This window comes from uncultured Phocaeicola sp. (assembly GCF_948499155.1).
GTDB classification, from domain to species: Bacteria; Bacteroidota; Bacteroidia; order Bacteroidales; family Bacteroidaceae; genus Phocaeicola; species Phocaeicola faecalis.
Window position 1 is genome coordinate 25,782 of record NZ_CAOOSE010000028.1, and the last position, 25,221, is coordinate 51,002.

The following is a 25,221-nucleotide window of genomic DNA, read 5'->3' on the forward strand; positions in this document are numbered from 1 at the left end:
TTCATTAGGAAGTATACGGAATTAAATGGCGGAAGAAATTGCATACTTCACTGCTTTATATTTTCTTTGCAGCAACTAAAAAAAGCAATATGAAGAATTCCCCTGAATTATTGGTCTATAAAGCCTCTGCAGGTTCGGGTAAAACCTTTACACTGGCAGTGGAATATATAAAATTATTAATACTGAATCCTCGGGCTTACCGTAATATCTTGGCAGTAACCTTCACGAATAAAGCTACTACTGAGATGAAAGAACGCATTCTGAGTCAACTGTATGGAATCTGGATAAATGATAAAAACTCCAGAGCTTATTTGGAAAAGATAACGGAAGAACTCGGTATGCCTGAAGAGCAGATTCGCACAGCAGCTGCTAAAGCTCTTCATCTGATGATACACGATTATAGTCGCTTTAGGGTAGAGACCATCGATTCATTCTTTCAATCGGTAATGCGCAATCTGGCACGCGAATTGGAGCTGGGGGCCAACCTGACTATTGAATTGAACAATATGGAGATATTGAGTGATGCGGTGGACTCGATGATTGAAAAGCTCAACCGTCAATCTCCTGTCCTTTATTGGCTATTGGAGTATATCGAAGAGCGCATTGCTGACGATAAACGTTGGAATGTATCAGGAGAAATCAAGAACTTCGGACGGAATATCTTTGATGAAGGATATATAGAAAAAGGTGACGGACTGCGCCGGAAGTTGCAAGACAAGGACTGTATCAAAAACTATCGCCGTACGCTGCAGGCAATCGAAACGGAGGCACTGGAACAGATGAAAGGTTTTGCCGACCAGTTTTTCGGGATATTGGAAAGTAATGGTCTGACTATAGACAGTTTGGCCAATAAAAGTAAAGGAATATCCGGTTATTTTAGCAAATTGCAGATGGGAAAGTTGGACGATAGTCTTCGCAATGCGACGGTGGAGAAACATCTTGCCTCTCCTGAAAACTGGTCTTCAAAAAGCTCGCCTAGCCGTAATGCTATTACCGAGCTGGCAGCTGCGGAACTTATCCCCTTATTGCAGACGGCGGAAGAGTTCCGAAGTAAGAATAATATGTTGGTCAACTCCTGCCAGCTTTCTCTACGCTATGTGAACAATGTACGATTATTGACAAATATCGATGAGGAAGTGCGCCGTTTGAATTACGAGAACAATCGCTTTCTGCTTTCGGATACCAATGCATTACTCCATAATCTGGTGCACGACGGTGACTCTTCTTTTGTGTTCGAAAAGATAGGAACTACGATTCGTAATGTAATGATTGATGAGTTTCAGGATACATCCCGAATGCAATGGGATAATTTCCGTTTATTACTGTTGGAAGGACTTTCGCAAGGAGAAAACAGCTTGATTGTAGGAGATGTGAAGCAATCTATTTACCGTTGGCGTAATGGAGATTGGGGTATCTTGAACGGACTAAAAGACCATATTGAGGCATTTCCCATTAATGTGAAGACATTGACTACCAATCGCCGGAGTGCAGGAAACATTATTGAATTCAACAATAAGGTATTTACTGCTGCCTGCCACACTTTGAACGATATTTATAAATCTGAACAAGGAGAAGAGTGTGAAGATTTGAAAGAAGCATATATTGATGTGTGCCAGGAAAAAGATAAAGACCCGGAGGGGGGATATGTCAAAGTAACTTTCCTGACGGAAAAAGAAGATGTAACTTATGCTGAGGATACTTTACAGCAGTTAGCAAATGAGGCTCAACGATTGGTGGCAACAGGTGTACGACTGAAGGATATCGCCATTTTGGTGCGAAAGAATAAAACCATTCCGTTGGTGGCTGATTATTTTGATAAAAACACACCTTACAAGATTGTATCGGATGAAGCTTTCCAGTTGAATGCGTCATTGGCCATCTGCATGATAATAGATGGGTTACGTTATCTGTCCGACCCTGAAAACCGCATTGCAAAAGCACAACTTGCTGCAGCTTATCAAAATGAAATACTGAAGAACAACATAGATTTGAACACGCTGTTGCTAAATGATATAGATGAGTATTTACCGATTTCCTTCATCAAGCAGCAGGAGAAATTGAGATTAATGCCATTGTATGAACTGATGGAAAAGTTGTTCGGTCTGTTTGAAATGTCACGCATCAAGCAACAAGATGCCTATCTTTGTGCATTCTTTGATGCCGTTGTGGAATATTTACAGAATAATTCTTCGGAGATGTCCGCCTTTATCGCTTTCTGGGAGGAGACACTCTTTCAAAAAACGATACCTTCAGGCGAAGTGGAAGGTATTCGGATTATTTCCATTCATAAGTCGAAGGGGTTGGAATATCACACAGTACTTCTCCCCTTCTGTGACTGGAACATGGAAAAGGAGCGCAGCTTGACGCACCTGATGTGGTGTGCACCCAAAGCGGCACCGTTTAACGAGCTCGATATCGTTCCTGTCAATTACTCCACAGCCATGCAGCAGTCTATTTACAGGGAAGAGTATTTGAATGAGCGATTGCAGTTGTGGGTGGATAATCTGAATTTGCTTTATGTAGCGTTTACCCGTGCCAAGAAGAATCTTATTGTTTGGGGTAGAGACGGATTGAAAGGTACTGTTTCGGAACTGCTGCAACAAGCTATGGAGCAGATGGATGTTCCGCAACAAGAACATGACAGTATCCATCAGGAAGAATCTGAAGGCGATGCCAACACTGATACTCCCGATAATGTTGTGTATGAAATGGGTGCGCTCTGTTTATCAGAAGCAAGGAGAGCGGATGACATTACCAAAAATAAGTTACTGGTAAACCCTGAGAAGATTTCCCTCCATTTGGAATCGTTGGAGAGTAACATTGAGTTTAAACAGTCCAATCGTTCTGCTGAGTTTATCCGCGGAGAAGAAGAAACCGGAGAGAAATATATTCGGCAGGGACAGTTACTGCATAATCTGTTTTCAGTGATTCGTACACAGGATGATATTCCCTCTGCCATCGAGCGGCTTCGTTTTGAAGGAATCATTGAGTCGGCTGAGCAAGAGAAGCAAATCAAGAAATTGACCGAATGGGCTTTGAATCATCCGCTAGTGAAAGAGTGGTATTCGGGCCATTGGGAACTTTATAATGAATGTGCTATTATATATAAGGAGAATGGCGAATTGCAGATGCGTCGTCCCGACCGTGTGATGATGAAAGACGGCAAGGTGGTAGTAGTGGATTTTAAGTTCGGAAAAAAGCGCACCGATTATCATAAGCAGGTACGCGACTATATGAGCTTGTTGTCTGATATGGGATATGAGAATATTCGTGGATATCTGTGGTATGTATTTGAAAATGAATTAGTGGAGGTAAAATAATCATGGAAAGCTTTTTAAAACTCGTAGCAACAGACTTATATAATCGTACTCAAGGTGACTTGGCGCATACTGCTGTGGTGTTCCCTAACAAACGTGCCGGCTTGTTTTTTAATGAACATTTGGCGGAACAGTCAGACGCACCAATTTGGTCACCGGCTTATGTGAGTATTAGTGAACTTTTCCGTAGCCTTTCTACATGGGAAGTGGGAGATTCGGTCAAGTTGGTGTGCGAACTCTATAAAGTATTCCTTCACGAAACTCAGAGCAAAGAAACTTTGGATGATTTCTATTTTTGGGGGGAGATGCTTATCAGTGATTTTGATGATGCTGATAAGAATATGGTGGACACTGATAATTTGTTCACTAACCTGCAAGACCTGAAAAACATCATGGATGATTATACCTTTCTCAATGATGAACAGGAAGAAGCTATCCAACAGTTTTTTCAGAATTTTTCTATTGAGCGCCGTACGGTATTGAAGGAGCGGTTTATCTCCATGTGGGATGCTTTGGGGAATATTTACAAAGGATTTCGTGAAGTGCTTTCATCTCAGGGAGTTGCATACGAAGGGATGCTTTACCGCCATGTAATAGAGCATCTGGATGTAGAGGCGTTGCCTTATGAAAGATATGTATTCATAGGCTTCAATGTACTGAATAAAGTAGAGCAGACCTTGTTTAAGAAGTTGCAGGAAGCGGGTAAAGCCATTTTTTATTGGGACTATGATGAGTTTTATATGAACTCCCATCCTCATGGGAATCCTGACGAACTACATCCTCATGAAGCCGGAGAATTCATTCGCCGCAATTTGCGTGATTTTCCTTCTCCCCTGCCCGCTGAGTTATTCAACACGCTGGTCCGGCCCAAAGAAATCCGTTATATTGCCGCACCTACCGAAAATGCACAAGCCCGTTATCTTCCGACATGGATACGTGAAAACCTGACAAGGCAAGAGAAAGAAACTGCTGTTGTCCTTTGTAACGAAGCGTTACTCCAACCTGTGTTACATTCGTTGCCTGATGAAGTGAAGCATGTCAATATCACGATGGGATTTCCTTTATCGCAAACCCCTGTATATAGCTTTCTTACATCATTGCTGGAGTTGCATACTCACGGATATAACCGGCATAGCGGGCGTTATACATACTTGGCGGTTGTTACTCTGCTGAAACACCCTTATACACGCCAATTGAGTTCCAATTCTGAACTGTTGGAAAAAGAACTGACCAAGCATAATCGTTTTTATCCGTTACCCAGTGAATTGCAGAAGGATGAATTTCTTACTCAATTATTTGCTCCGCTATCCGGCAGTAACCTAAGTTTGTGTCTCCGTATATCTGAAATATTGCAGCAAATAGCCAGCATTTATCAGAATAAAACAGGAGAAGATCTTTATCGTGAGTCACTTTTTAAAGCATATACCACAATCAGCAGATTCCGTACTCTGATAGAAGAAGGAGAACTGACGGTTCAGCCGGAGACATTACGGCGTTTGTTGGTTAAAGTATTGTCGGCTACCAATATACCTTTTCATGGAGAGCCGGCCATCGGAATGCAAGTAATGGGAGTACTCGAAACACGTAACTTGGATTTTCGCCATTTGGTCATGTTATCGGTTAACGAAGGTCAGCTACCCAAATTGGGAGGAGATTCTTCTTTTATCCCTTATAATTTACGTAAAGCTTTTGGCATGACTACCATTGAGCACAAGATAGCCGTTTATGCTTACTATTTCTATCGGCTTCTGCAACGTGCCGAAAAAGTTACTTTGTTATACAATACCAGTTCCGATGGACTCAATCGTGGAGAATGGAGCCGTTTTATGTTACAATTCCTGATTGAATGGCCTCACCCCATTATACGTCAATATTTGGAAACAGGACAATCACCGCAAGGTACACTTTCTATTACCATTCCCAAAACACCGGAAGTAATGAGAAAAATGCAAAGCGTGTTTGATGTCCGTGTTAACAAAAAGGCCAAATTCTCTCCTTCGGCACTTAATTATTATTTGGATTGTCCGCTGAAATTCTATTATATTTATGTAGCAGGCCTTTCAGCTCCCGAGCAAGTCAGTGCAGAAATAGACTCTGCCACTTTCGGAAGTATTTTCCATTTGGCAGCCGAGAATATTTATAAGGATTTGACGGCACATAACAATGTTATTAATAAAGAGACATTGGAGGCGCTTCTTCATAATGAGGTAAAACTGCAGGATTATGTAGATGCTGCTTTTAAAGAACTGTTCTTTAATGTACCCCAAAATGAAAAGCCTGAATACAATGGTGTACAGTTAATAAATTCTGCTGTTATCACAAGGTATTTGAAACAATTGCTGGAAAATGATTTGCGCTATACGCCCTTCACTTTCGTGGGTTCCGAGCAACCAGTGCAGGAGGATGTCGAAATTAGGACTCCGAAAGGTATTATAAAATCGCGTATTGGAGGTATTATCGACCGTTTGGACAGTAAAAACGGTACATTGCGAATTGTAGACTACAAAACCGGTGGTGATGCGGACACTCCTCCTAATGTGAAATCTCTCTTCACACCAGACAAAAAGCGCTCTAATTATGTGTTCCAAACATTTCTTTATGCTGCTATTATGTGTCGAAAACAGTCATTAAAGGTTGCTCCTTCCTTGCTTTATATTCATCGGGCAGCAACAGAAACTTATTCTCCGGTCATCCAAATGGGAGAACCTAGGAAACCAAAAGAACCTGTGGAGGATTTCAGCATATATGAAACAGAGTTCAGAGAGCGATTGCAGGTGCTGCTGGAGGATATATTTAACCCGGAAATACCTTTTACCCAAACGGAGGTCGTAGAAAAATGCACTTATTGTGATTTTAAGGCATTGTGCAAACGATAATATTAGTGATGATTGTTGGTTTGGGGGCAAAACATGGATAATGCTCTTTTAGTTTGTAGGGGCGAGGTTCGCTCGCCCGAAAACAGTTTGCTTTGTGTCTTCGGGCAGGCAAACCCTGCCCCTACAGCTGACGATTGGATAGGCCATTTTGTTTTGACACATTCCCAAACTTGAGATTAGTGTATCCGACCTGATTAGGGGGCCACATAAAGTTTTAGTGATTCATCCCAGGAAATCATTCCTGGTTTGCCCCACCAATAGAAATCATCCAGATTACAGAAATCATTGTTCTTTTTCATTTCTTCTTTTAGTAATCGTTTATATGCATTCTTTAAGAATGCATAAGCCGGCATCTCAGCAAGATTTACCATTTCCCATGGGTCTTCATTTAAGTTGAAAAGCTGTTCTTTCTTCTCTCCCTTTATATTATAAATGATATATTTCCAACCGTCTTTCACAAGACCGCGCTGAATACTGTTGTAGGCAAGAAAGAGATGGTCACGATGTGTATTTTCTTCTTTTTTCATCACCGGTAGCAATGACTTTCCTGTTACGGAAGATGATGGGCGGATGCCTATCAAATCACACAGGGTGGGATATACATCCGATAGATAACAATATACATTCCGTTGGGTCCCTTTTTCTATTCCAGGTGCGGAAATAATCAAAGGAATACGGACACTGTGATCATATAAATTCTGCTTGCCTAACAAACCGTGTTGGCCTACCGCCAAACCATTGTCGGAAGCAAATACTAGAATTGTATTGTCAAGTTGTCCGCTTTCTTGTAGTGCCTGTAATACACGGCCTATCTGAGTATCTACTTCACTAATCATGCCGTAATAATCTGCTATCTCCTTTTTTATGGCTTCTTCAGTGCGCGGAACAGGTATTAATACTTCATCCCTCACATTCATGTCTCCCGTATCAAAAGGATGGCGCGGCAGAAAGTTGATAGGCAATGCAATAGTATCTGCTTCATAATGTTTACCGTAGACAGGATGTTTCAATCGGGGGTCGTGGGGAGAAGTAAAGGCCACGTAAGCAAAAAAAGGTTGTTTGCCGTTCTTCTGTTTCTTTAGGAAATTAACGGCTGCATCGGCAAACATCTCGGAGGAAAATTTATCACCGGTAAACTTTTCCCGATATTGTCCACTTGGGTCGTAATGATTCAGACGAGGTTCTACATGGCCATTTGTTTCATAAGTGTGCATCCCTCCGAAGAATATATTTTCTCCGTCAGAAAAAGAGCGGTTGAAGGATGCGAAATCTGAGTGCCATTTTCCGGTTTCGAAAGTAGTATATCCATGTTGGCGCAGCAGTTCGGGTAATGTGATGTGTTGCTCAGGAATCACCTGACCATCCTTTACTATCTGAAAAACTCCCCTGCCAGTCATAATCATGGCACGACTGGGCATAGAGAGCGCACCTCCCAGCGAGCCGTTGGTATAGGCAGACTGGAACGAGATGCCATTTTGGTAAATGCGGTCTATATTGGGTGTACTTACTTGCTCACAACCATTGTGATGAATGCAAGTACGTTGCATATCATCCACTAAAAGAAATAAAATGTTGGGCAACTCCTTTTTCGATGCTCCCATACAGGTAACGGTATATAATAATGCTCCTACGGAAAACAGTAACTTTCTCATAGATAATAGATTTTATTTCATGTTTTAAGATTATATCAGTTAAGCAAAGATTTCTTTCTGATGATTATACTAACGAATGGGAACGGCAGGATGATAGTCTTGAATAGCATTTAAAATGGCGTTGACATCAACAGTATGCCCTTTAATTTCAAAAAAGTTGTGATGCATTTTACCGTCGGAATATCTTACTATAATAGATCTTATCTCCGCATTCTTTGCCATTTTTCTCTCTATCTCTGTGATATTGGTCAAGGGGAATTTTCTTGTTTTTCCTAATCCGGGCTTGTAGATAAAACTGTTCGGTGTAATGGTGTAAGTGAAGTGCCCGGCCAAGAATGTAATGATAGCATAAATCAGCCACATAATTCCTAATTCATATTTCTTTGTCATGCCGACATATACTGTTGCAAATATGAGGATGAACGATATCGGTATCCATACCCATAAAGGTTGCTTGGTTCTGAATTCGTATTTTTCCATTTTATTTCGTATTTGATTTATACAAAAATAGGGAGATTAGGTTAAATAACCAAACCTCCCCATAGGAATTTATGAACGATTTCTAACAATTAATCAAATTAGAGAATGGCTTTTACAGTTTCCAGCATACCTTTTTCTTGGATTGAATCAAGATTGGCTTTGACAGCCTTTGTAAGTCCCGGAATCTTATTCAGGTTTTCACCCCAAATGGAAGTTGCTTCCAATACACCTTCGGCAACCTTTCCTGTGTCACCGGTAGCCCAGAGCTCTTTTAAGAGTTTCATAATTTCAGGAGCATCATTGGGAGTGATTTCTGCACCGTCCATACGAACGCCACCCTTATAATAAGTGATGATGGCGGCTAATCCCAAAACTAAACCTTGCGGCAATTCACCTTTGCGGTCAAGGTATACTTTCAATCCAGGCAAATCGCGAGTTTGATATTTAGGGAATGAATTTAGCATAATAGAAGTTACCTGATGATCAACGAACGGATTATTAAAGCGCTCCAACACATCTTCGGCAAACTTTTTCAGTTCTTCTTTCGGTAAATTTAATGTTTCCATTAACTCATCAAACATAACCTTGTGAATATATTTGCCGATTATTTCATGCTGGCAAGCGTCACGCACAATGTTGATGCCTGACAAATATGCTACGGGAGATAACACTGTATGCGGGCCGTTGAGCAAAGTCACTTTTCTTTCATGGTAAGGAGCTTCGGAAGGAACGAACAACACATTTAATCCGGCCTTATCAGCTGGGAATTCTTTTGCGACTTCTTGAGGGGCTTCAATCACCCACAAATGGAAAATCTCTGCTTGAACAACCAGATTGTCATCATATTGCAGTTTTTCTTTGATGGCGGCGATGTCTTTACGAGGGAATCCCGGAACGATGCGGTCTACCAAAGTGGCATATACCCCACACGCTTCTTCAAACCATTTCTTAAAGTCTTCACCCAAATTCCACAATTCAATGTATTGGTAGATGGTCTCTTTCAGTTTATGACCATTCAGAAAAATCAGTTCACAGGGGAATATAATCAGCCCTTTACTCTTGTCACCGTTAAATGTCTTATAACGATGATATAATAATTGTGTCAGTTTGCCGGGATAAGAAGAAGCAGGAGCATCTTCCAATTTACAAGCCGGATCGAAAGCAATACCGGCTTCTGTCGTATTCGAGATAACGAAACGCATTTCCGGTTGCTCTGCCAATTTCATGAATTCATTATTCTGAGCATAAGGGTTTAATGCCCGGCTGATTACATCAATCTTTGTAAGGCTGTTCACTACTTGCCCTTTATCCAAACCTTGTAGGTTGACATGATAGAGACAGTCTTGTGCATTTAGCATATCAACCATGCCCTTGTCTATGGGTTGCACCACTACTACACTACTATTAAAGTCTGCTTTTTCGTTCATATTGTAGATAATCCAATCTACGAATGCACGAAGAAAATTACCTTCACCAAATTGAATAATTCTTTCGGGGCGTTGTGCCTTGACGGATGTTTCCTTGTTTAATGCTTTCATACGATACTAATTATTAGATGTGTTTATTTATACCCTGTGGAGATTATAGAGATTTATGGTATACTCATAGTATTATAGAATAGCATCAAATGGTAATATTTATTTAATTTATCATTTGCCATTCGGAAAGTAAGCATTTAAAATCTTTAAATCTTCGCTGCAAATATACGAATTATTTTGTTATTCCAAATAAAATTTCTACTTTCGTGTTCGATAACGGTTAATAAATCTAAATGAACGTTTTTGGATACTCTTTCAAAAGCCGGGCTTAGATATAGGTTAAAATAGACAACAATTATATAGACATTAAAAAGACTGCTTATGAAAAACTTTATGGATGAAAACTTCTTGCTTCAGACAGAGACAGCACAGAAGTTATATCACGAACATGCGGCAAAAATGCCCATTATTGACTATCACTGTCATCTTATTCCTCAGATGGTAGCCGATGATTATCAGTTTAAGTCACTGACTGAAATTTGGCTGGGAGGCGACCATTATAAATGGCGTGCCATGCGCACCAACGGAGTGGACGAACGTTATTGTACCGGTAAGGATACCTCTGATTGGGAGAAGTTTGAGAAATGGGCCGAAACAGTTCCATATACTTTCCGTAACCCGCTGTATCATTGGACTCATTTGGAATTAAAAACAGCTTTCGGCATTGATAAAGTATTAAACCCGAAAACTGCACGCGAAATTTATGAGGAATGTAATGAGAAGCTGCAACAGCCGGAATATTCAGCGCGTGGCATGATGCGCCGTTATCACGTAGAGACGGTTTGTACAACTGATGACCCTATCGACTCTTTGGAATATCATATTAAGACACGTGAAAGCGGTTTTGAAATAAAAATGCTTCCTACATGGCGTCCCGACAAAGCTATGGCTGTAGAGCTTCCTGCCGATTTTCGTACATATATGGAAAAACTATCAGCTGTGAGTGGTATTAGCATTTCTTCTTATGATGATATGGTATCGGCTTTACACAAACGCCATGACTTTTTTGCAGAACAAGGTTGCAAATTATCAGACCATGGTATTGAAGAATTCTATGCAGAGGATTATACTGATGCTGAAATCAAAGCTATCTTTAATAAAGTTTATGGCGGAACTGCGTTGACGAAAGAAGAAATATTGAAATTCAAATCGGCTATGCTGGTTGTGTTTGGCGAAATGGATTGGGAGAAAGGTTGGACTCAGCAGTTTCACTATGGTGCTATCCGTAACAATAACACCAAGATGTTCAAACTTCTTGGCCCTGATACCGGTTTCGACTCTATCGGTGAATTTACTACAGCTAAAGCAATGGCAAAATTCCTTGACCGCTTGAATACGGAAGGAAAACTAACTAAGACCATTCTTTATAATTTGAATCCTTGCGCTAACGAAGTTATTGCCACTATGTTGGGGAATTTCCAAGATGGAACTATTCCAGGCAAGATTCAGTTTGGTTCTGGCTGGTGGTTTCTAGATCAGAAAGATGGTATGGAAAAGCAAATGAACGCATTATCATTATTAGGACTATTAAGTCGTTTTGTAGGTATGCTGACTGATTCACGTTCTTTCCTGTCCTACCCGCGTCATGAATATTTCCGTCGGACTTTATGCAACTTGTTAGGCAATGATGTAGAAAACGGTGAAATTCCTGTATGTGAAATGGAACGCGTCAATCAGATGGTAGAAGACATTGCGTATAATAACGCAAAGAAATTCTTCCAATTTTGATAAAGAAAGAAATCTTTGAGGAGTCACTGATATTTTCTGTTGCCATCAGTGGCTCTTTTGTTTATGAGAGACTCACTCTACACTTGGTATATGTGGAATTATTCTACAGTTTTGTAGAGTTGCAAACCATCTTTCTACACTTTCTTCAAATCTTCATTGTCCTATTAACTATTTTATTATCAGTATTTTCCTAATTATTCCGCGATTTTGGCACGTAACTTGCTTATACATCGGAAACAAATTAATTTAAAAACGAGAAATGATGAAAAAGGTATTAGTTTTATTAGCAGTGATATTAGGGTTAGGTACTTCAGTTGTATGTGCAGAAGGTGTAAAAGATGCAAAGAAGGAACAAACAGTAAAGACAAAGAAATCTCCCGATTTTATTGAAATCTATATGAATGATGTTCCCGAAACGATAATGGATACTTTGGCATGCGAAGGATCCATGATAAAACAAGCATTTTTATCCTATGATGTCAATGGAAGCAGAATCTATAAAGTGATTGTTTTAACCAGTAGTTTGGAAGAAACTACTAAATATTTCAGTGAAGATGGAAAAGTGATAAGATAATTTTTTAGTTAGTATGTAGAATGATGATGGTTTCGGCTTGTGATAAGCCGGAACCTTTTTTATGATATATACCAAATTAGTTATATAGTATGATATATCCATTCAGATACGTAGCAAGCAGTAGCCATAACGTATAAGGAATAAACAACAAAGAACTAATCTTCTTTACAGGATAACTTTCTATCATATAATATATTATAAATATATCAAGAAGTAGTATATCTATAAATCCCAGTAACGGACTTTGGAAATAGAAAAAACAAATACTCCAAGTAAAATTGAGTAATAGTTGGCAGCTAAAAAGCCACCTCAAGGTTTTTCTTTTTGTATGTTGAGTGTTCCATATTAGTCCTATCGATATCCCCATACAGAGATAAAGGAGACTCCATACAATAGGAAATATAAAATTGGGAGGAGTTAATGATGGTTTATTTAAGAACGGATACCACGTTTGAATGGCATCAGCCTGAAAGTATGCGGCGGTGAATCCCACACTAAAACAAATTATTACTGCCACACATATTGATATGATTTTATTCATTATTGATTATTTTGTTAATGTTCATCTTATGTAGTAACAAAAGATATTCTGTTTTGCTTAATAAAGATGGATGAAATTTTGATATGATGACTCATTCTCTCTATAAATAATATCATAAAACGAACAATGATGAAATGTAAAAGAAACGAATGTTAAATTACAACGTTATTTAAAGGAAGTTTATATATAAAATTAGCTTCTAATATGATAAAATGCTATTTTTACAGCAAATAACTAAGCATTCTATTATTAACCTCTTTAATAAAAGTTCAAATGGATAAGAATCAAATAGGCTTAAATGCCGGAAAAGTTTGGAAGCTTCTGAATAATAATCAACGATGGAGTTATTGTGAGCTAAAGGAAGCAGTCGGGCTGTCTGATAGAGATTTAAATGCTGCTATTGGTTGGTTGGCTCGTGAAGATAAAATTGATTTTGAAACCGAAGATGGAAATGACCGATTGTTTTTATGTGTGAACGTGTATATCGGATGATAAAGTAAAGAGGATGGATACTGCAATGATGGTACCATCCTCTTTTAATTTCAATTTAATTTCTTAATGACTTTGGCCGGATTACCTACAGCTGTAGAATCATCCGGAATATCTTTTGTAACAACACTACCGGCTCCGATGATGCATCGGTTTCCAATAGTTACTCCCGGACAGATAATAGCTCCTCCTCCTATCCAACAGTCTTCACCGATTGTTATAGGATAGGCATATTCCTTAGTTCCTCTTCTTGCAATATAATCAATAGGATGGTGGGGAGTATATAGTTGTACATTGGGGCCGATAAGTGTATGGGCACCGACAGTTATATATCCTCCATCCAGAAAAGTACAATTGGCATTGACAAATACATGCTCCCCTAATTTGATACCGGTACCATGATCACAATAAAAAGGTGGACAAATGATAGAAGTGGCAGGGATATTCGGCACCAAATCTTCTAATGTCTGGCGAAAATCTTCATCATAAGTACTCATTGTTCTCATCTTGGCCAATAATTTCTTGGCGTGGGCGAAACTAGCCTGTATTTCCGGTTTTTCCATATCAGCCAATTCGCAATTACGCATTTTATCTATTTCATTCATATACTTTGGTTTTTGTGCTAAATGTAAAAGATATTTTTCTTTCTGCCAAATATACGCCACATAATATAAGAAAACAGCCGGATAATGCTATTACAGTAATCTTTTCGTCTATAATTATGGCTGAGGTAAGTAATGTTACCAATGGAACTATATAGATGTAGTTGGTACTTTGCACGGCACCCAGTTCTTTGACGCAAGCATTCCAAGAGATGAAACAAAGCATGGAAGCAATGATACCCAAGAATAATAGATTCCCCCAAACGACAGGTTGTAGCATCAAGGAAGTATCCCAGTGTAACGGACGAAATAGAAAGACAGGTAATGTGGTCATTATTCCATAAAAGAAGACTTTTCGAGTAATAAAGACTGTAGAATACCGGCTGTCTAACTGTTTGAGAATAAGACAGTAAAAAGCCCACATTAGAGCTGCTGTTAAAGAAAGAAAGTCTCCCAATGGATTTATCTTGAGGATAAAACTGCCATTAAATACCACTAGTCCTACTCCTATTAATGCCATAAATGATCCATAAAGCAAATGTCGTGTAAAGGGTTCCTTTCTTTTAAAAAGGTATGACAAGAAAGTTGTCAGAATGGGTGACGTGCAAACAATTAATGATACATTGGAGGCAAGCGTGATACCCAATGCTGTATTTTCAGTTAGAAAATAAATTGTTCCTCCACACAGCCCGGCAAGAAATAATAGAAGTTCATCCTTAATTCTATTGGCAAAAAGCTTCTTGCGGGAAATGCTCCACATACAGATATAAGCCAAAACAAAACGGTAAAAGAATATCTCTGAAGGAGTCAAACCGTGTTGGATGAGAATCTTGGTGGAAACAAAAGTCGTTCCCCAAATAGCTACGGTTGCAATAGCTATAAGATGAAAAATCAGTTTCGATTTAGTTGCATTCATGTTTCATATCATATTTTAATCACGCAAAGATACAGATAAAAAGAATTCGTTTTAATGTATATTGCATTAAAAAAATATTCTTATTACTTATCTGTTCAGAAAGAGCCATGTTAATAAAAGAATTAACGTTTTGGTATCCAGGAGTCTACTAAACTTTGATGTTCTTTTACCCACTTTTCTGCCCCTTCTTTCTCATTGTATTCATTCTGCGAGACATCATTCAGCAAACTGCTGATTTCATCTGTGGTCATGTGCATATTGCCTATTAACTCTGCCACAAACGGATGTTGTTTGCCGAAGCCTTTCCGGGCAATGGCAGTAATTATCTCCGCCTTTCCGAAAATGCCTTTCGGATCTTCCAGAAATTTGAGTTTAAAGCGGGTAAACATCCAGTGGGGAGTCCATCCGGTCACTACGATCCATTGGTGCTCGTCGATGGCACGCTTCAGGACAGCAGTCATGGCAGGGCCGCTTGATTCTAACAATTTATAGTCGAGCTTATACTTCTCTATCGCCAAATCGGTGGCATGCATAATGCCTGCCCCTGCATCAATGCCGATAATCTCCCCTTTGAATTTCTCACGGTTGGCATTCAATTGTTCAATGGAATTTACAGGTACATAATCCGGCACTACCAACCCGATGCGTGCATCAGGATAAATCCCGCCGAGGATTTCCAGATTCTTGCCATACTGTTTCATATAATCCGCTTGCGTGGCAGGCAGCCATGCATCCATCAGCAAATCCACTTTGCCACGCGCCATGGTAGCATAGATAGGTGCAGGATCGGCGTTTTTCAGTATCACCCGGTAACCCTGTTGCTCCAAAATCACTTCTACCAAGTGGGTTAAAGCGATGCCGTCATCCCAGTTTATATATCCTATGCTGATTGTTTTATTGTCTTTCTTTCCGCTACACGATGTGAGCAGCAAGAGGAAAGATAAAAAATAAAGTATTCTTTTCATGCTTATTTCCCTTTCTTTTGTTTTCCAAGCCCTTGCGTGATGCGATCCAAAATAATTGCAAGGATAACTACTGCGATACCTCCTTCAAAGCCTAAACCGATTTTCATTTGCGTGATACCTTTTAATACGATTTCCCCTAAACCACCGGCAGCAATCATCGCTGCGATTACTACCATTGAAAGCGACATCAAGATGGTTTGGTTAATGCCTGTCATGATGGTGGGTAATGCCAAAGGCAATTGTACTTTGAATAATAGCTGTGTGGGGGTTGCTCCGAAAGAACGGGATGCTTCTACCACATTTTTAGGAACCTGCTTAATGCCCAGACTGGTTAAACGTACCACCGGAGGCATGGCGAAGATGATGGTTGCAAATGCACCGGGCACACTTCCCAACCCGAAAAAGAGAACGGCCGGTATCAGATAGACAAAAGCAGGCATCGTCTGCATCAAGTCGAGGATGGGATGCAGAATTTTATCACACCGCTTGCTGTTGGCGCTCCATATTCCAAGGGGAAGCCCGATCATCAGGGCAATTATGGTAGACGACAGCACCAGAGCCAATGTCTGCATCGTCTCATTCCAAAATCCCATTCCCCAAATGAGTAATAAACCCAAGGCGGTGAATACCCCTACCCCTTTTCCTGATTTATACCAGGCGAGAAGGGTCAGCAGGGCAATAGTCACATAAAAAGGAATCCACATCAATACATTTTGGAATCCGTCTATGAAGCCCCCTATTCCGACATTAACCGCATCAAAAAAAGGTGCGAAGTTTTCTGTCAGCCAATTGATGGCTATTTCTATATATTTTCCGATATTTATCATAATTCGATTGCGTTTTGAATAAGTTCGTTAATTTCGTTTTTATCTTTTCCGGTCATCTCTACTACAATGGATGAAAGGGGAATCAATCCTTTTAATTCACGTTCCTCATCAACCACATAGATGGGTGAATTGGTCTTGGTAATCAATGGAAGCAAATCTTCTATTTTAGTATCCTCCGTAACAGAATGCACTTCACTCAGTATGGCGGTCTTGATAGACTTAATCCCTTTGTGGCGGAGAATGGCAGCATCTTCCAGTGTGATTTCTCCAATCAATTTATCATTTTCGTCTATCACGGGAAGTACGGTAATATCTCTTTCTTTCATTTTTCTAATTAGCACCTCAGGGCCTTCTTTACGCAAACGGGCGACTGCCGGATGGGTAATCATAATGCTACCAGCCGTGACAATCTTGCTTCGGTCTACATTCTCGACAAAACGTGCCACGTAATCATTGGCAGGTTCGGTCAGGATTTCTTCGGAAGTTCCCACTTGTACGATTTCCCCATCCCTCATGATGGCGATGCGGTCACCCAATTTGATGGCTTCATTCAAATCGTGGGTAATGAAAATAATCGTTTTCTTCATTTTGGACTGTATAGCCAGCATTTCATCCTGCATCTGGACACGTATTAACGGATCGAGTGCAGAAAAGGCTTCATCCATTAATAACACCTCGGGATTGTTTGCCAAGGCGCGGGCCAGTCCCACCCGTTGTTGCATACCTCCGGACAATTGGCTCACCATTTGATTCTGATAACCTTTCAGTCCGACGATTTCCATGCTTTTCATGGCCTTCTTTTCGCGTTCCTGTTTGGGAACGCCTTGCAACTCCAATCCGAAGGCAATGTTGCTCAACACACTACGGTGAGGAAGCAAACCAAAATTTTGAAACACCATCGAAATCTCGTGGCGGCGCATATCCAGCAATTCCTTATCGGATGCGGTAGTGATATCCTTGCCATTGATTAAGATTTGTCCTTTTGTGGGTTTTATCAACCGGTTGATGCAGCGGAGCAAGGTTGATTTTCCACTGCCCGATAATCCCATGATGACGAAAAACTCACCTTCGTGGATATCCAGATTCGCATCTTTCACGGCGACGGTGCAACCGGTGGCTTTTAATATTTCATTTTTGCTTTTTCCTTCTTTCAGCATTCGGAGAGCCTTTTGTTTCTCCGAACCGAAAATAAGATATAGGTCTTTAATTTCTATTTTATTCATCGTTTATATAGGGTTTAAATTAATAAGAATAGGGGAAGTGAAGGGGCATGAAGAAGCTGCTTCCGTTTTATTTAACGAAAGAAAATATAAAATGGTTCATCGGACAAATCTTTTAATTATCCGAAAAAATATTGATTTAACAGTATTCTGCCATTTACTCCCGTAGGGAGTGGAGAGAAAGATATGGGCGGTGATTATTTCTCATAAAATTCGATGGGCAAATCATCCGGGTCTTTAAAGAATATGAATTTCTTTCCGGTATATTCATCTATTCTGACCATTTCGTGAGGAATGTTTTTTGCATCCAGTTCTTGAAGGGCAGTTTCTATATTGTCTACTTCAAAAGCGATATGCCGTAATCCGGTAGCTTCGGGATAGGATAACCGATGGGGAGGATTGGGAAAAGAGAATAACTCGATGGTATAAGTCCCGTTTAAAGACAGATCCGTTTTATAGGAATTTCTTTCACTTCTGAAATATTCATTCTTTACTTCAAATCCTAAATTCTGATAAAAAGCTTTAGACTTTTCATAGTCGGAGCAAATAATGGCAATATGATGTACGGCATTCAGTTTCATAAACTTATCTGATTAAAAGAAGTCTTGTTTTGTAATGGCAAAGATAATAAGAATTCGTTTTTTAGAAAATAGAAGGCGGCTAATCTTTTGTGGAATGCTATTTTGTTCTATCTTTGTGAAACAAATAAGATGAATATGGATAGCATTTTGATAATTGATGACGAACCGCAGATACGCAAACTTCTTTCGCGTATGATGGAACTGGAAGGCTACGAGGTTTTCCAAGCGACTGATTGCCAATCTACTTTAAAACAATTAAAACAGCACACTCCCCAGGTGGCATTGTGCGATGTCTTTCTGCCCGATGGCAATGGAGTCGATTTGGTTGTCACCATGAAAAAGCTCTATCCCGAACTCGAAATTATTTTATTGACGGCTCACGGCAACATCCCCGACGGGGTACAGGCTATTAAGAACGGGGCTTTCGACTATATCACCAAAGGAGACGATAACAACAAGATTATCCCTGTCATTAGCCGCGCCATGGAGCAAGCTAAAAAGAATATAGGAGAAAAAGCAAAACCGGAAGAAGCACATACCTATTCTTTTGAAACCATCAAAGGCAAGTCGGCCTGCATGCAACAAACGGTCGCTTTGGCCCGGAAAGTGGCAGCAACCGATGTCACAGTGTTGCTTACCGGCGAAACAGGAACAGGAAAAGAAGTCTTCGCACAAGCCATCCATCGTAACAGTCTTCGTAAAGAGAACGCTTTTGTAGCGGTAAACTGTTCCGCCTTTAGTAAAGATTTGCTTGAAAGCGAGATATTCGGTCATAAAGCCGGTTCGTTTACCGGAGCGATGAAAGACAAGAAGGGCTTGTTCGAGGTGGCCGACAACGGAACGATCTTTCTGGATGAAATCGGTGAGATGGCATTCGAACTGCAAGCCAAATTGCTCCGTGTGCTCGAAGCCGGAGAATATATAAAGATAGGCGACACGAAACCGACGAAAGTGAATGTCCGCATCATCTCGGCCACCAACCGTGATTTGAAAAAAGAAATAGAACAGGGTCATTTCCGCGAAGACCTTTATTATCGCCTATCCGTTTTCCAGATACACCTCCCTCCTCTTCGCGAGCGTAAAGAAGACATCGAGCTTTTAGCGGAAACCTTTATCCGGCTCTTTTCAAAGAAACTAGGGAAACAAGTGGAAGGAATGACACCGGAGTTTCTGACCGCTTTGAAAGCTGCCGATTGGAGAGGAAATATCCGTGAATTGCGTAATGTGATAGAACGCAGCATGATTGTCTGCGACAGACAGCTCACCTTGCAGGACCTTCCTATCGAAATACAGAACGCCCGGCTGGAAGACAATGCCGGCAGTAATTATTCGGAATTTGAACTGGCCGCTATGGAGAAACGTCATATTGCTAAAGTGCTGCAATACACCAAAGGAAATAAGACCGAAGCCTCACGTTTATTGAAAATAGGTTTGACTACACTTTATCGTAAAATAGAAGAATATGGGATAACCCTTTAATGAAAAACACTTAAAATTATTATGATATGAAGTTATTCAGTTACACTTTAGGCCTGATGGCAAGCGCATCTTTGCCAACAGTTGCAATGGCTGCCAACTTGCAACCCCAACAAGAACAGAAAGATAAACAGCCCAATGTTATTTTGATCGTTGCCGACGATTTGGGATATGGTGATTTAAGCTGCTATGGAGCTCACCGCATTCAGACTCCCGGAATGGATCGCATTGCCAATGAAGGCATTCGCTTCACACAAGGATTTTGTACAGCGGCAACTTCTACTCCCAGCCGTTATTCGGTTATGACCGGTAAATATCCCTGGAGTAATGTCGATGCCAAAATCCTTCCCGGAAATGCCGCTTTAATTATTGACACCCAAAAAATAACGCTTCCCAAACTGATGAAGCAAGCTGGTTATGCTACGGGGTCGGTAGGTAAATGGCATATCGGATTGGGAGATGGAAATGTAGATTGGAATAAAGAGGTCAATCCTGGTGCAGCAGAGATAGGATATGACTATTCCTTTATTCAAGCAGCGACTAATGATCGCGTACCCTGTGTTTTCCTTGAAAATGGGAAAGTCGTGGGATTAGACCCTAACGATCCTCTTTATGTCGATTATCGGAAGAATTTTCCCGGTGAACCTACCGGAAAGAATAATCCTGAGTTGCTCCGTATGCATCCCAGCGTAGGTCATGCGGGCTCTATCGTCAATGGAGTGCCTCGCATCGGCTTTCAAAAAGGGGGAAAAGCTGCTCAGTGGAAAGATGAAGAGATGGCGGAACTGTTCTTGAACAAAGCCAAGCAATTTGTGGATGATAATAAAGATAAACCTTTCTTTTTATATTATGGTCTTCACCAACCGCACGTGCCTCGTGTTCCCAACGAACGTTTTGCAGGGAAATCGGGCATGGGCCCTCGCGGAGATGTTATTCTGGAGGCTGACTGGTGTGTAAGTGAGTTTTTGAAAGAATTGGATAAGCTGGGATTGACGGAAAATACGATTGTGATTTTTACCAGCGATAATGGTCCGGTACTTGATGACGGATACAAAGATCAGGCAGAAGAATTGGTAGGCGATCACAAGATTGCAGGCCCATTACGTGGCGGTAAAACCAGTATGTTTGACGGTGGAACACGAATACCGTTTATGTTGCGTTGGCCGGCTCAGGTAAAACCGCAAGTTTCCGATGCTTTTGTTTGCCAAATGGACCTGTTGGCTTCGTTTGCAGCGTTGCTGGGACAGACTTATCCCGACCAGGTGGATAGTGAGAACACATTAGATGCTTTCTTGGGCAAAAGCAAGGAAGGACGCAAGGAACTGGTTATTGAAGGGATGTTTAATTATGCATACCGCCAAGGCGATTGGGCATTGATTCCTCCTTATTATAATCCGTACAGCAAGGAAGATGGTGAATTTATCGGTTTGGGATACGGATATAAATTGTATAATCTGAAAGAGGATATCGGTCAGCAAAATAATTTGGCCGAGAAATATCCGGAATTATTGGGCAAGTTAATCAATCGTTTTGAGTATTTGAAAGGACATACGGATAAAGTAACACGTTATTAAATCCCTTCCCTTTGCATTAAAATATAGTTTTTGCCCTGATGTGTTTATCATCCCATTACTGTGAGGGGATAAATATCATTGGGGCAAAAACTTTTCTTCATCCTTCTATTCCTTCACTTCATCCCCTGAATTTGTTATTCCGTCAGAGTCAAATTGTAAGACACGTGTATTTTTACAAAAAATACAGGGCCAGTTATTATTCTTGGGGATTTAATATATCAAGCATACACTTGTCACCGGATGTTATCTCTTCCGTTTTCTTTACTCTGCATACGTCTTGAACTCCCTAGGTCGTTTCATTAGCCGGCCTAAGCGTTTTCGTCCTTTCGATTATGCCTGTCTATTAGTCGAATTACTACAGTCTCCCACAATGGACTGTATAGTCCGTTGCCGTAGACTGTATAGTCTATTACAGTGGACTGTACAGTCCACTGCCGGAGTCTGTAATAATCTTCCGTTTAAAAGACCTTGGTTGACCCTAAGAAACGGCTTACTCTTCCCTTTATTGCCTGAAATCAGGAGCACCTATCTTTCGATACACTTCGGCATCCTTTTCCGAGAAACAACACACCGTCACCTCACCCTCATAGCCGTGTGCCATCTCTTCCCCGATAACGTTCAATGCGATACGTGCCGCCTCTTCCTTGGGATAACGGTACACCCCGGTACTGATACAGGGAAAGGCAATGCTCTGGATGCCGTTCTCCTTGGCCAACGCAAAACTGGTGCGATAGCATGAGGCTAGCTTCTCGGCTTCTCCATGAGTTCCCCCATACCATACGGGCCCTACGGTGTGAATTACTTTCTTACAAGGCAGGTTGTATGCATCGGTTATCTTGCTCTCACCGGTGGGGCAACCGCCCAATGTCCTGCATTCCGCCAGCAATGCAGGTCCGGCAGCCCGGTGGATAGCTCCGTCCACACCGCCGCCACCCAGTAGCGAACTGTTGGCCGCATTCACAATGGCATCCACTTTTAACGTAGTGATGTCGGCTACGATAACATTTATTTTCTTCATGTCTTCTTCCTGTTTTTTCTGTATTAAATCCTTCGTACAAAGCTATACAATTAATTAAAAAACGAAGGCATTCCGCTGCAAATAAATCCTTCATTCTCCTGTTTTGATATTCTTCCCTTTTCATTTTGAAAAGGTCTTCCTCTCCCCTCTTTTCCCCCTTGTTGCTATATGTTCATATAAATCAACCACTTACATTCTTGTTCTCGATAATGGCATACTATTGGCATCTTAGCAGGGCAAGTAAACAATAGTATTAATTAAAAAATGAAATTATGGATTTATTTTCAATCGGATTTGCAGTTTGCACCCTGAGCGGCATAGCTTGCTTCGGGCTATTCTTTAAATGTATAGACTGGTTCGAGAAAATCTAAAAACAGAAAGGAGAAACAAGTTATGTACACGGCATTATTTGTAGTTAGTGTGATTATGTTCGGCTATATGATGTATGTCCTCATCAAGCCGGAGAAATTTTAAAAAAGCAAGAAGGTTATGAATACTGAAATTTTAGGTGTTATAGCGCAAATCGTTCTGATGGTGACTTTAAGTTACCCGATCGGAAAATATATCGCTAAGGTTTATAAAGGTGAAAAGACTTGGTCGGATTTTATGAAACCCGTTGAACGGATGATGTTCAAGCTGAGTGGCATTAACCCTCATGAGGAAATGAACTGGAAACAGTTCTTGAGGGCATTGTTGGTGGTGAACCTCTTCTGGTTCCTTTGGGGGATGGTGCTGCTGGTTACTCAAGGTGTGTTGCCGCTTAATCCGGATGGAAACATCGGGCAGACCGCACACCAGGCCTTTAATACTTGCATCAGTTTTATGGTAAACTGCAACTTGCAGCATTATAGCGGTGAAAGCGGGCTGACTTATTTCACACAATTGTTTGTTATCATGTTGTTCCAGTTTATTACGGCTGCAACGGGTATGGCTGCCATGGCAGGTGTAATGAAAGCGTTGGCGGCAAAGACCACACAGACCATCGGCAATTTTTGGAACTTCATGGTATTGAGCTGCACACGTATTTTGCTGCCGCTTTCGCTGATTGTCGGCTTTATGCTGATTATCCAAGGAACCCCGATGGGATTTGACGGCAAAATGGAAGTGACCACTTTGGAAGGAGCGAAGCAATATGTATCACAAGGCCCGACGGCGGCCATTGTCCCTATCAAGCAACTGGGAACCAATGGCGGCGGTTATTTCGGTGTGAATTCTTCCCATCCGCTGGAAAATCCCACTTACCTTACTAATATGGTAGAGTGCTGGGCTATTCTTGTCCTTCCTATGGCGATGGCATTCGCTTTCGGGTTCTATCTGAAACGTAAGAAGTTGGGGTACAGCATCTATGGTGTGATGCTTGTCGCTTTCCTTATCGGTGTGTTTGTTAATGTTTATCAGGAGACAGGCGGAAACCCAAGGATTGACGCCCTGGGTATCGCTCAGGATAACGGCGCCGTGGAAGGCAAGGAAGTGCGCATAGGTGCTGCCGGCACAGCTCTGTGGAGCGTCGTTACTACGGTCACTTCCAATGGTTCGGTAAATGGTATGCACGATTCTACCATGCCGCTATCGGGTATGGTTGAAATGCTGAATATGCAGATTAACACGTGGTTTGGCGGTGTGGGTGTAGGTTGGATGAATTATTTCACCTTTATTATAATCGCTGTATTTATCAGTGGACTGATGGTAGGACGTACCCCCGAATTTCTGGGAAAGAAGGTGGAAGCGCGGGAAATGAAAATAGCTTCTATCGTGGCCTTGCTTCATCCGTTTATTATCCTGGTCGGTACGGCTCTTGCCGCTTACTTATTCGTTCACGCCCCCCAGTTTGTAGAAAGTGAAGGCGGCTGGTTGAATAATCCCGGTTATCATGGACTGAGTGAAATGTTTTATGAATATACATCCTGTGCGGCCAATAACGGTTCGGGCTTTGAAGGCTTGGGAGATAATACCTGGTTCTGGAACTATTCTTGCGGTTTGGTTTTGATTCTTGGCCGTTTTCTTCCCATCATCGGGCAAGTGGCTATCGCAGGCTTGCTGGCCAAGAAGAAATATATCCCCGAAAGTGCCGGAACGCTGAAAACAGATACCGTGACATTCGGAATCATGACTTTTGTTGTCATCTTTATCGTTGCCGCCTTGTCGTTCTTCCCTGCACATGCGTTAAGCACTATTGCCGAACACTTAAGTTTATAATAAAACAAGTTTATACAAGATGAAAAATAATAAATCAGCTTCTTTATTTCAAAAGGAGCAAGTTATGGACAGTATCAAGCAATCATTCGTGAAACTGAATCCGCGAGTGATGATAAAGAATCCTATCATGTTTACGGTAGAAGTCTGTACGGCCATCATGTTTACGGTCATGCTCTACTCCATCGTGAACGATTCACAAGGTTCCTTTATGTACAATTTGTGGGTCTTCGTTATCCTGTTTATCACCTTGCTGTTCGCCAACTTTGCCGAAGCCATTGCCGAAGCGCGTGGCAAAGCACAAGCCGACACTCTGCGCAAGACCCGTGAAGAAACTCCGGCCAAAAAAATTCTGAACGGGAAATTAATAACCGTCAGCAGTTCCCAACTAAAGAAAGGAGATATTTTTGTGTGTGAAGCCGGAGATGTAATTCCTGCCGATGGCGAAATCATCGAAGGGCTCGCCTCTATCGACGAAAGTGCCATTACAGGCGAATCCGCTCCGGTCATTCGTGAGGCAGGCGGTGATAAAAGTTCTGTAACAGGCGGAACAAAAGTCTTGTCCGACCAGATAAAAGTAATGGTAAGCACCCAGCCGGGTGAAAGTTTCCTGGATAAGATGATTGCATTGGTGGAAGGCGCATCCCGCCAGAA

21 protein-coding genes are annotated in these 25,221 nt (G+C 41.1%); 10 read left to right on the forward strand and 11 right to left on the reverse strand.

Translation table 11 applies throughout. The features are described from left to right. Positions 1-89 precede the first annotated feature (89 nt). Positions 90-3,320 carry a UvrD-helicase domain-containing protein gene (locus QYT14_RS15780; RefSeq protein WP_288325847.1) on the forward strand — a complete coding sequence of 1,077 codons (3,231 nt, stop codon included), beginning with the start codon at positions 90-92 and terminating at the stop codon, positions 3,318-3,320. Between the two features lie 2 nt (positions 3,321-3,322). Then, the gene (locus tag QYT14_RS15785; RefSeq protein WP_288325845.1) at positions 3,323-6,193 is read left to right on the forward strand and encodes a PD-(D/E)XK nuclease family protein; all 2,871 of its coding nucleotides are present in this window, start codon (positions 3,323-3,325) and stop codon (positions 6,191-6,193) included. A 194-nt stretch (positions 6,194-6,387) separates the two neighbouring features. Here QYT14_RS15785 and QYT14_RS15790 read toward each other — a convergent pair whose 3' ends face one another. The 3 genes from QYT14_RS15790 to QYT14_RS15800 form a co-directional block, all read right to left on the reverse strand. Beyond that, the gene (locus QYT14_RS15790) at positions 6,388-7,845 is read right to left on the reverse strand and encodes a sulfatase-like hydrolase/transferase (RefSeq protein WP_288325844.1); all 1,458 of its coding nucleotides are present in this window, start codon (positions 7,843-7,845) and stop codon (positions 6,388-6,390) included. Between the two features lie 69 nt (positions 7,846-7,914). After that, positions 7,915-8,325 carry a hypothetical protein gene (locus QYT14_RS15795; protein ID WP_288325843.1) on the reverse strand — a complete coding sequence of 137 codons (411 nt, stop codon included), beginning with the start codon at positions 8,323-8,325 and terminating at the stop codon, positions 7,915-7,917. Positions 8,326-8,423: 98 nt separating this feature from the next. Further along, complete coding sequence (locus tag QYT14_RS15800; protein ID WP_288325842.1) at positions 8,424-9,863, reverse strand: tagaturonate reductase; 1,440 nt, start codon at positions 9,861-9,863, stop codon at positions 8,424-8,426. A gap of 321 nt (positions 9,864-10,184) precedes the next feature. Between QYT14_RS15800 and uxaC the strand changes: the two genes are divergently transcribed. Together uxaC and QYT14_RS15810 are read left to right on the forward strand one after the other, a co-directional pair. After that, positions 10,185-11,591, forward strand: coding sequence for a glucuronate isomerase (gene uxaC / locus QYT14_RS15805; protein WP_237037688.1), 1,407 nt, complete (start codon positions 10,185-10,187; stop codon positions 11,589-11,591). Positions 11,592-11,850: 259 nt separating this feature from the next. Then, positions 11,851-12,165 carry a hypothetical protein gene (locus tag QYT14_RS15810; protein ID WP_288325841.1) on the forward strand — a complete coding sequence of 105 codons (315 nt, stop codon included), beginning with the start codon at positions 11,851-11,853 and terminating at the stop codon, positions 12,163-12,165. Between the two features lie 76 nt (positions 12,166-12,241). Here QYT14_RS15810 and QYT14_RS15815 read toward each other — a convergent pair whose 3' ends face one another. Beyond that, the gene (locus tag QYT14_RS15815) at positions 12,242-12,706 is read right to left on the reverse strand and encodes a TspO/MBR family protein (protein WP_237037690.1); all 465 of its coding nucleotides are present in this window, start codon (positions 12,704-12,706) and stop codon (positions 12,242-12,244) included. Positions 12,707-12,979: 273 nt separating this feature from the next. Between QYT14_RS15815 and QYT14_RS15820 the strand changes: the two genes are divergently transcribed. Next, the gene (locus tag QYT14_RS15820) at positions 12,980-13,198 is read left to right on the forward strand and encodes a winged helix-turn-helix domain-containing protein (protein WP_237037691.1); all 219 of its coding nucleotides are present in this window, start codon (positions 12,980-12,982) and stop codon (positions 13,196-13,198) included. Between the two features lie 50 nt (positions 13,199-13,248). Here the strand turns inward: QYT14_RS15820 and QYT14_RS15825 are convergent, their stop codons facing one another. The 6 genes from QYT14_RS15825 to QYT14_RS15850 form a co-directional block, all read right to left on the reverse strand. Next, positions 13,249-13,800: a sugar O-acetyltransferase gene (locus QYT14_RS15825; RefSeq protein ID WP_237037692.1), complete on the reverse strand. Its 552-nt coding sequence runs from the start codon at positions 13,798-13,800 to the stop codon at positions 13,249-13,251. After that, complete coding sequence (locus tag QYT14_RS15830) at positions 13,793-14,713, reverse strand: DMT family transporter (protein ID WP_237037693.1); 921 nt, start codon at positions 14,711-14,713, stop codon at positions 13,793-13,795. The genes QYT14_RS15825 and QYT14_RS15830 overlap by 8 nt, the downstream gene beginning before the upstream one ends. A 122-nt stretch (positions 14,714-14,835) precedes the next feature. After that, positions 14,836-15,678: a glycine betaine ABC transporter substrate-binding protein gene (locus tag QYT14_RS15835; protein WP_288325840.1), complete on the reverse strand. Its 843-nt coding sequence runs from the start codon at positions 15,676-15,678 to the stop codon at positions 14,836-14,838. Positions 15,679-15,680: 2 nt separating this feature from the next. Then, positions 15,681-16,505: a proline/glycine betaine ABC transporter permease gene (locus tag QYT14_RS15840; RefSeq protein WP_288325839.1), complete on the reverse strand. Its 825-nt coding sequence runs from the start codon at positions 16,503-16,505 to the stop codon at positions 15,681-15,683. Next, positions 16,502-17,728 (reverse strand): glycine betaine/L-proline ABC transporter ATP-binding protein, encoded by a 1,227-nt coding sequence (locus QYT14_RS15845; RefSeq protein ID WP_288325838.1) that lies wholly within the window; start codon positions 17,726-17,728, stop codon positions 16,502-16,504. The genes QYT14_RS15840 and QYT14_RS15845 overlap by 4 nt, the downstream gene beginning before the upstream one ends. A 194-nt stretch (positions 17,729-17,922) precedes the next feature. Continuing rightward, positions 17,923-18,306 (reverse strand): VOC family protein, encoded by a 384-nt coding sequence (locus tag QYT14_RS15850; RefSeq protein WP_288325837.1) that lies wholly within the window; start codon positions 18,304-18,306, stop codon positions 17,923-17,925. 135 nt (positions 18,307-18,441) lie between these two features. Here QYT14_RS15850 and QYT14_RS15855 point away from each other — a divergent pair, with 135 nt between their 5' ends. After that, a complete protein-coding gene (locus tag QYT14_RS15855; RefSeq protein ID WP_288325835.1) occupies positions 18,442-19,785 on the forward strand; it encodes a sigma-54 dependent transcriptional regulator in 1,344 nt (447 codons plus the stop codon). 26 nt (positions 19,786-19,811) lie between these two features. Then, positions 19,812-21,356, forward strand: a complete 1,545-nt coding sequence (locus QYT14_RS15860; protein WP_237037701.1) for an arylsulfatase — start codon at positions 19,812-19,814, stop codon at positions 21,354-21,356. Between the two features lie 502 nt (positions 21,357-21,858). Here QYT14_RS15860 and QYT14_RS15865 read toward each other — a convergent pair. After that, positions 21,859-22,374: an O-acetyl-ADP-ribose deacetylase gene (locus tag QYT14_RS15865; protein WP_288325834.1), complete on the reverse strand. Its 516-nt coding sequence runs from the start codon at positions 22,372-22,374 to the stop codon at positions 21,859-21,861. A 393-nt stretch (positions 22,375-22,767) separates the two neighbouring features. On the opposite strand from QYT14_RS15865, the gene QYT14_RS18905 reads away from it, so the two are divergent. From QYT14_RS18905 to QYT14_RS15875, 3 genes are all read left to right on the forward strand, one after another. Next, entirely contained in the window at positions 22,768-22,848 is an 81-nt protein-coding gene (locus tag QYT14_RS18905) for a potassium-transporting ATPase subunit F (protein WP_178796663.1), read from the forward strand. Positions 22,849-22,863: 15 nt separating this feature from the next. Beyond that, positions 22,864-24,570, forward strand: a complete 1,707-nt coding sequence (gene kdpA / locus QYT14_RS15870; protein ID WP_288325833.1) for a potassium-transporting ATPase subunit KdpA — start codon at positions 22,864-22,866, stop codon at positions 24,568-24,570. Positions 24,571-24,589: 19 nt separating this feature from the next. Then, positions 24,590-25,221: HAD-IC family P-type ATPase (locus tag QYT14_RS15875; RefSeq protein ID WP_289826391.1), on the forward strand; the 632-nt coding region annotated here is incomplete at its 3' end.

Bases quoted from the DNA above. Each gene is read 5' to 3' on its own strand.
- QYT14_RS15855 (WP_288325835.1), top strand. From the start codon at position 18,442: ATGGATAGCATTTTGATAATTGATGACGAACCGCAGATACGCAAACTT.
- QYT14_RS15795 (WP_288325843.1), bottom strand. From the start codon at position 8,325: ATGGAAAAATACGAATTCAGAACCAAGCAACCTTTATGGGTATGGATA.
- QYT14_RS15840 (WP_288325839.1), bottom strand. From the start codon at position 16,505: ATGATAAATATCGGAAAATATATAGAAATAGCCATCAATTGGCTGACA.
- QYT14_RS15780 (WP_288325847.1), top strand. From the start codon at position 90: ATGAAGAATTCCCCTGAATTATTGGTCTATAAAGCCTCTGCAGGTTCG.
- QYT14_RS15810 (WP_288325841.1), top strand. From the start codon at position 11,851: ATGATGAAAAAGGTATTAGTTTTATTAGCAGTGATATTAGGGTTAGGT.
- QYT14_RS15820 (WP_237037691.1), top strand. From the start codon at position 12,980: ATGGATAAGAATCAAATAGGCTTAAATGCCGGAAAAGTTTGGAAGCTT.
- uxaC (WP_237037688.1), top strand. From the start codon at position 10,185: ATGAAAAACTTTATGGATGAAAACTTCTTGCTTCAGACAGAGACAGCA.
- QYT14_RS15785 (WP_288325845.1), top strand. From the start codon at position 3,323: ATGGAAAGCTTTTTAAAACTCGTAGCAACAGACTTATATAATCGTACT.
- QYT14_RS15800 (WP_288325842.1), bottom strand. From the start codon at position 9,863: ATGAAAGCATTAAACAAGGAAACATCCGTCAAGGCACAACGCCCCGAA.
- QYT14_RS18905 (WP_178796663.1), top strand. From the start codon at position 22,768: ATGTACACGGCATTATTTGTAGTTAGTGTGATTATGTTCGGCTATATG.
- QYT14_RS15845 (WP_288325838.1), bottom strand. From the start codon at position 17,728: ATGAATAAAATAGAAATTAAAGACCTATATCTTATTTTCGGTTCGGAG.
- QYT14_RS15830 (WP_237037693.1), bottom strand. From the start codon at position 14,713: ATGAATGCAACTAAATCGAAACTGATTTTTCATCTTATAGCTATTGCA.
- QYT14_RS15815 (WP_237037690.1), bottom strand. From the start codon at position 12,706: ATGAATAAAATCATATCAATATGTGTGGCAGTAATAATTTGTTTTAGT.
- kdpA (WP_288325833.1), top strand. From the start codon at position 22,864: ATGAATACTGAAATTTTAGGTGTTATAGCGCAAATCGTTCTGATGGTG.
- QYT14_RS15860 (WP_237037701.1), top strand. From the start codon at position 19,812: ATGAAGTTATTCAGTTACACTTTAGGCCTGATGGCAAGCGCATCTTTG.
- QYT14_RS15865 (WP_288325834.1), bottom strand. From the start codon at position 22,374: ATGAAGAAAATAAATGTTATCGTAGCCGACATCACTACGTTAAAAGTG.
- QYT14_RS15850 (WP_288325837.1), bottom strand. From the start codon at position 18,306: ATGAAACTGAATGCCGTACATCATATTGCCATTATTTGCTCCGACTAT.
- QYT14_RS15825 (WP_237037692.1), bottom strand. From the start codon at position 13,800: ATGAATGAAATAGATAAAATGCGTAATTGCGAATTGGCTGATATGGAA.
- QYT14_RS15835 (WP_288325840.1), bottom strand. From the start codon at position 15,678: ATGAAAAGAATACTTTATTTTTTATCTTTCCTCTTGCTGCTCACATCG.
- QYT14_RS15790 (WP_288325844.1), bottom strand. From the start codon at position 7,845: ATGAGAAAGTTACTGTTTTCCGTAGGAGCATTATTATATACCGTTACC.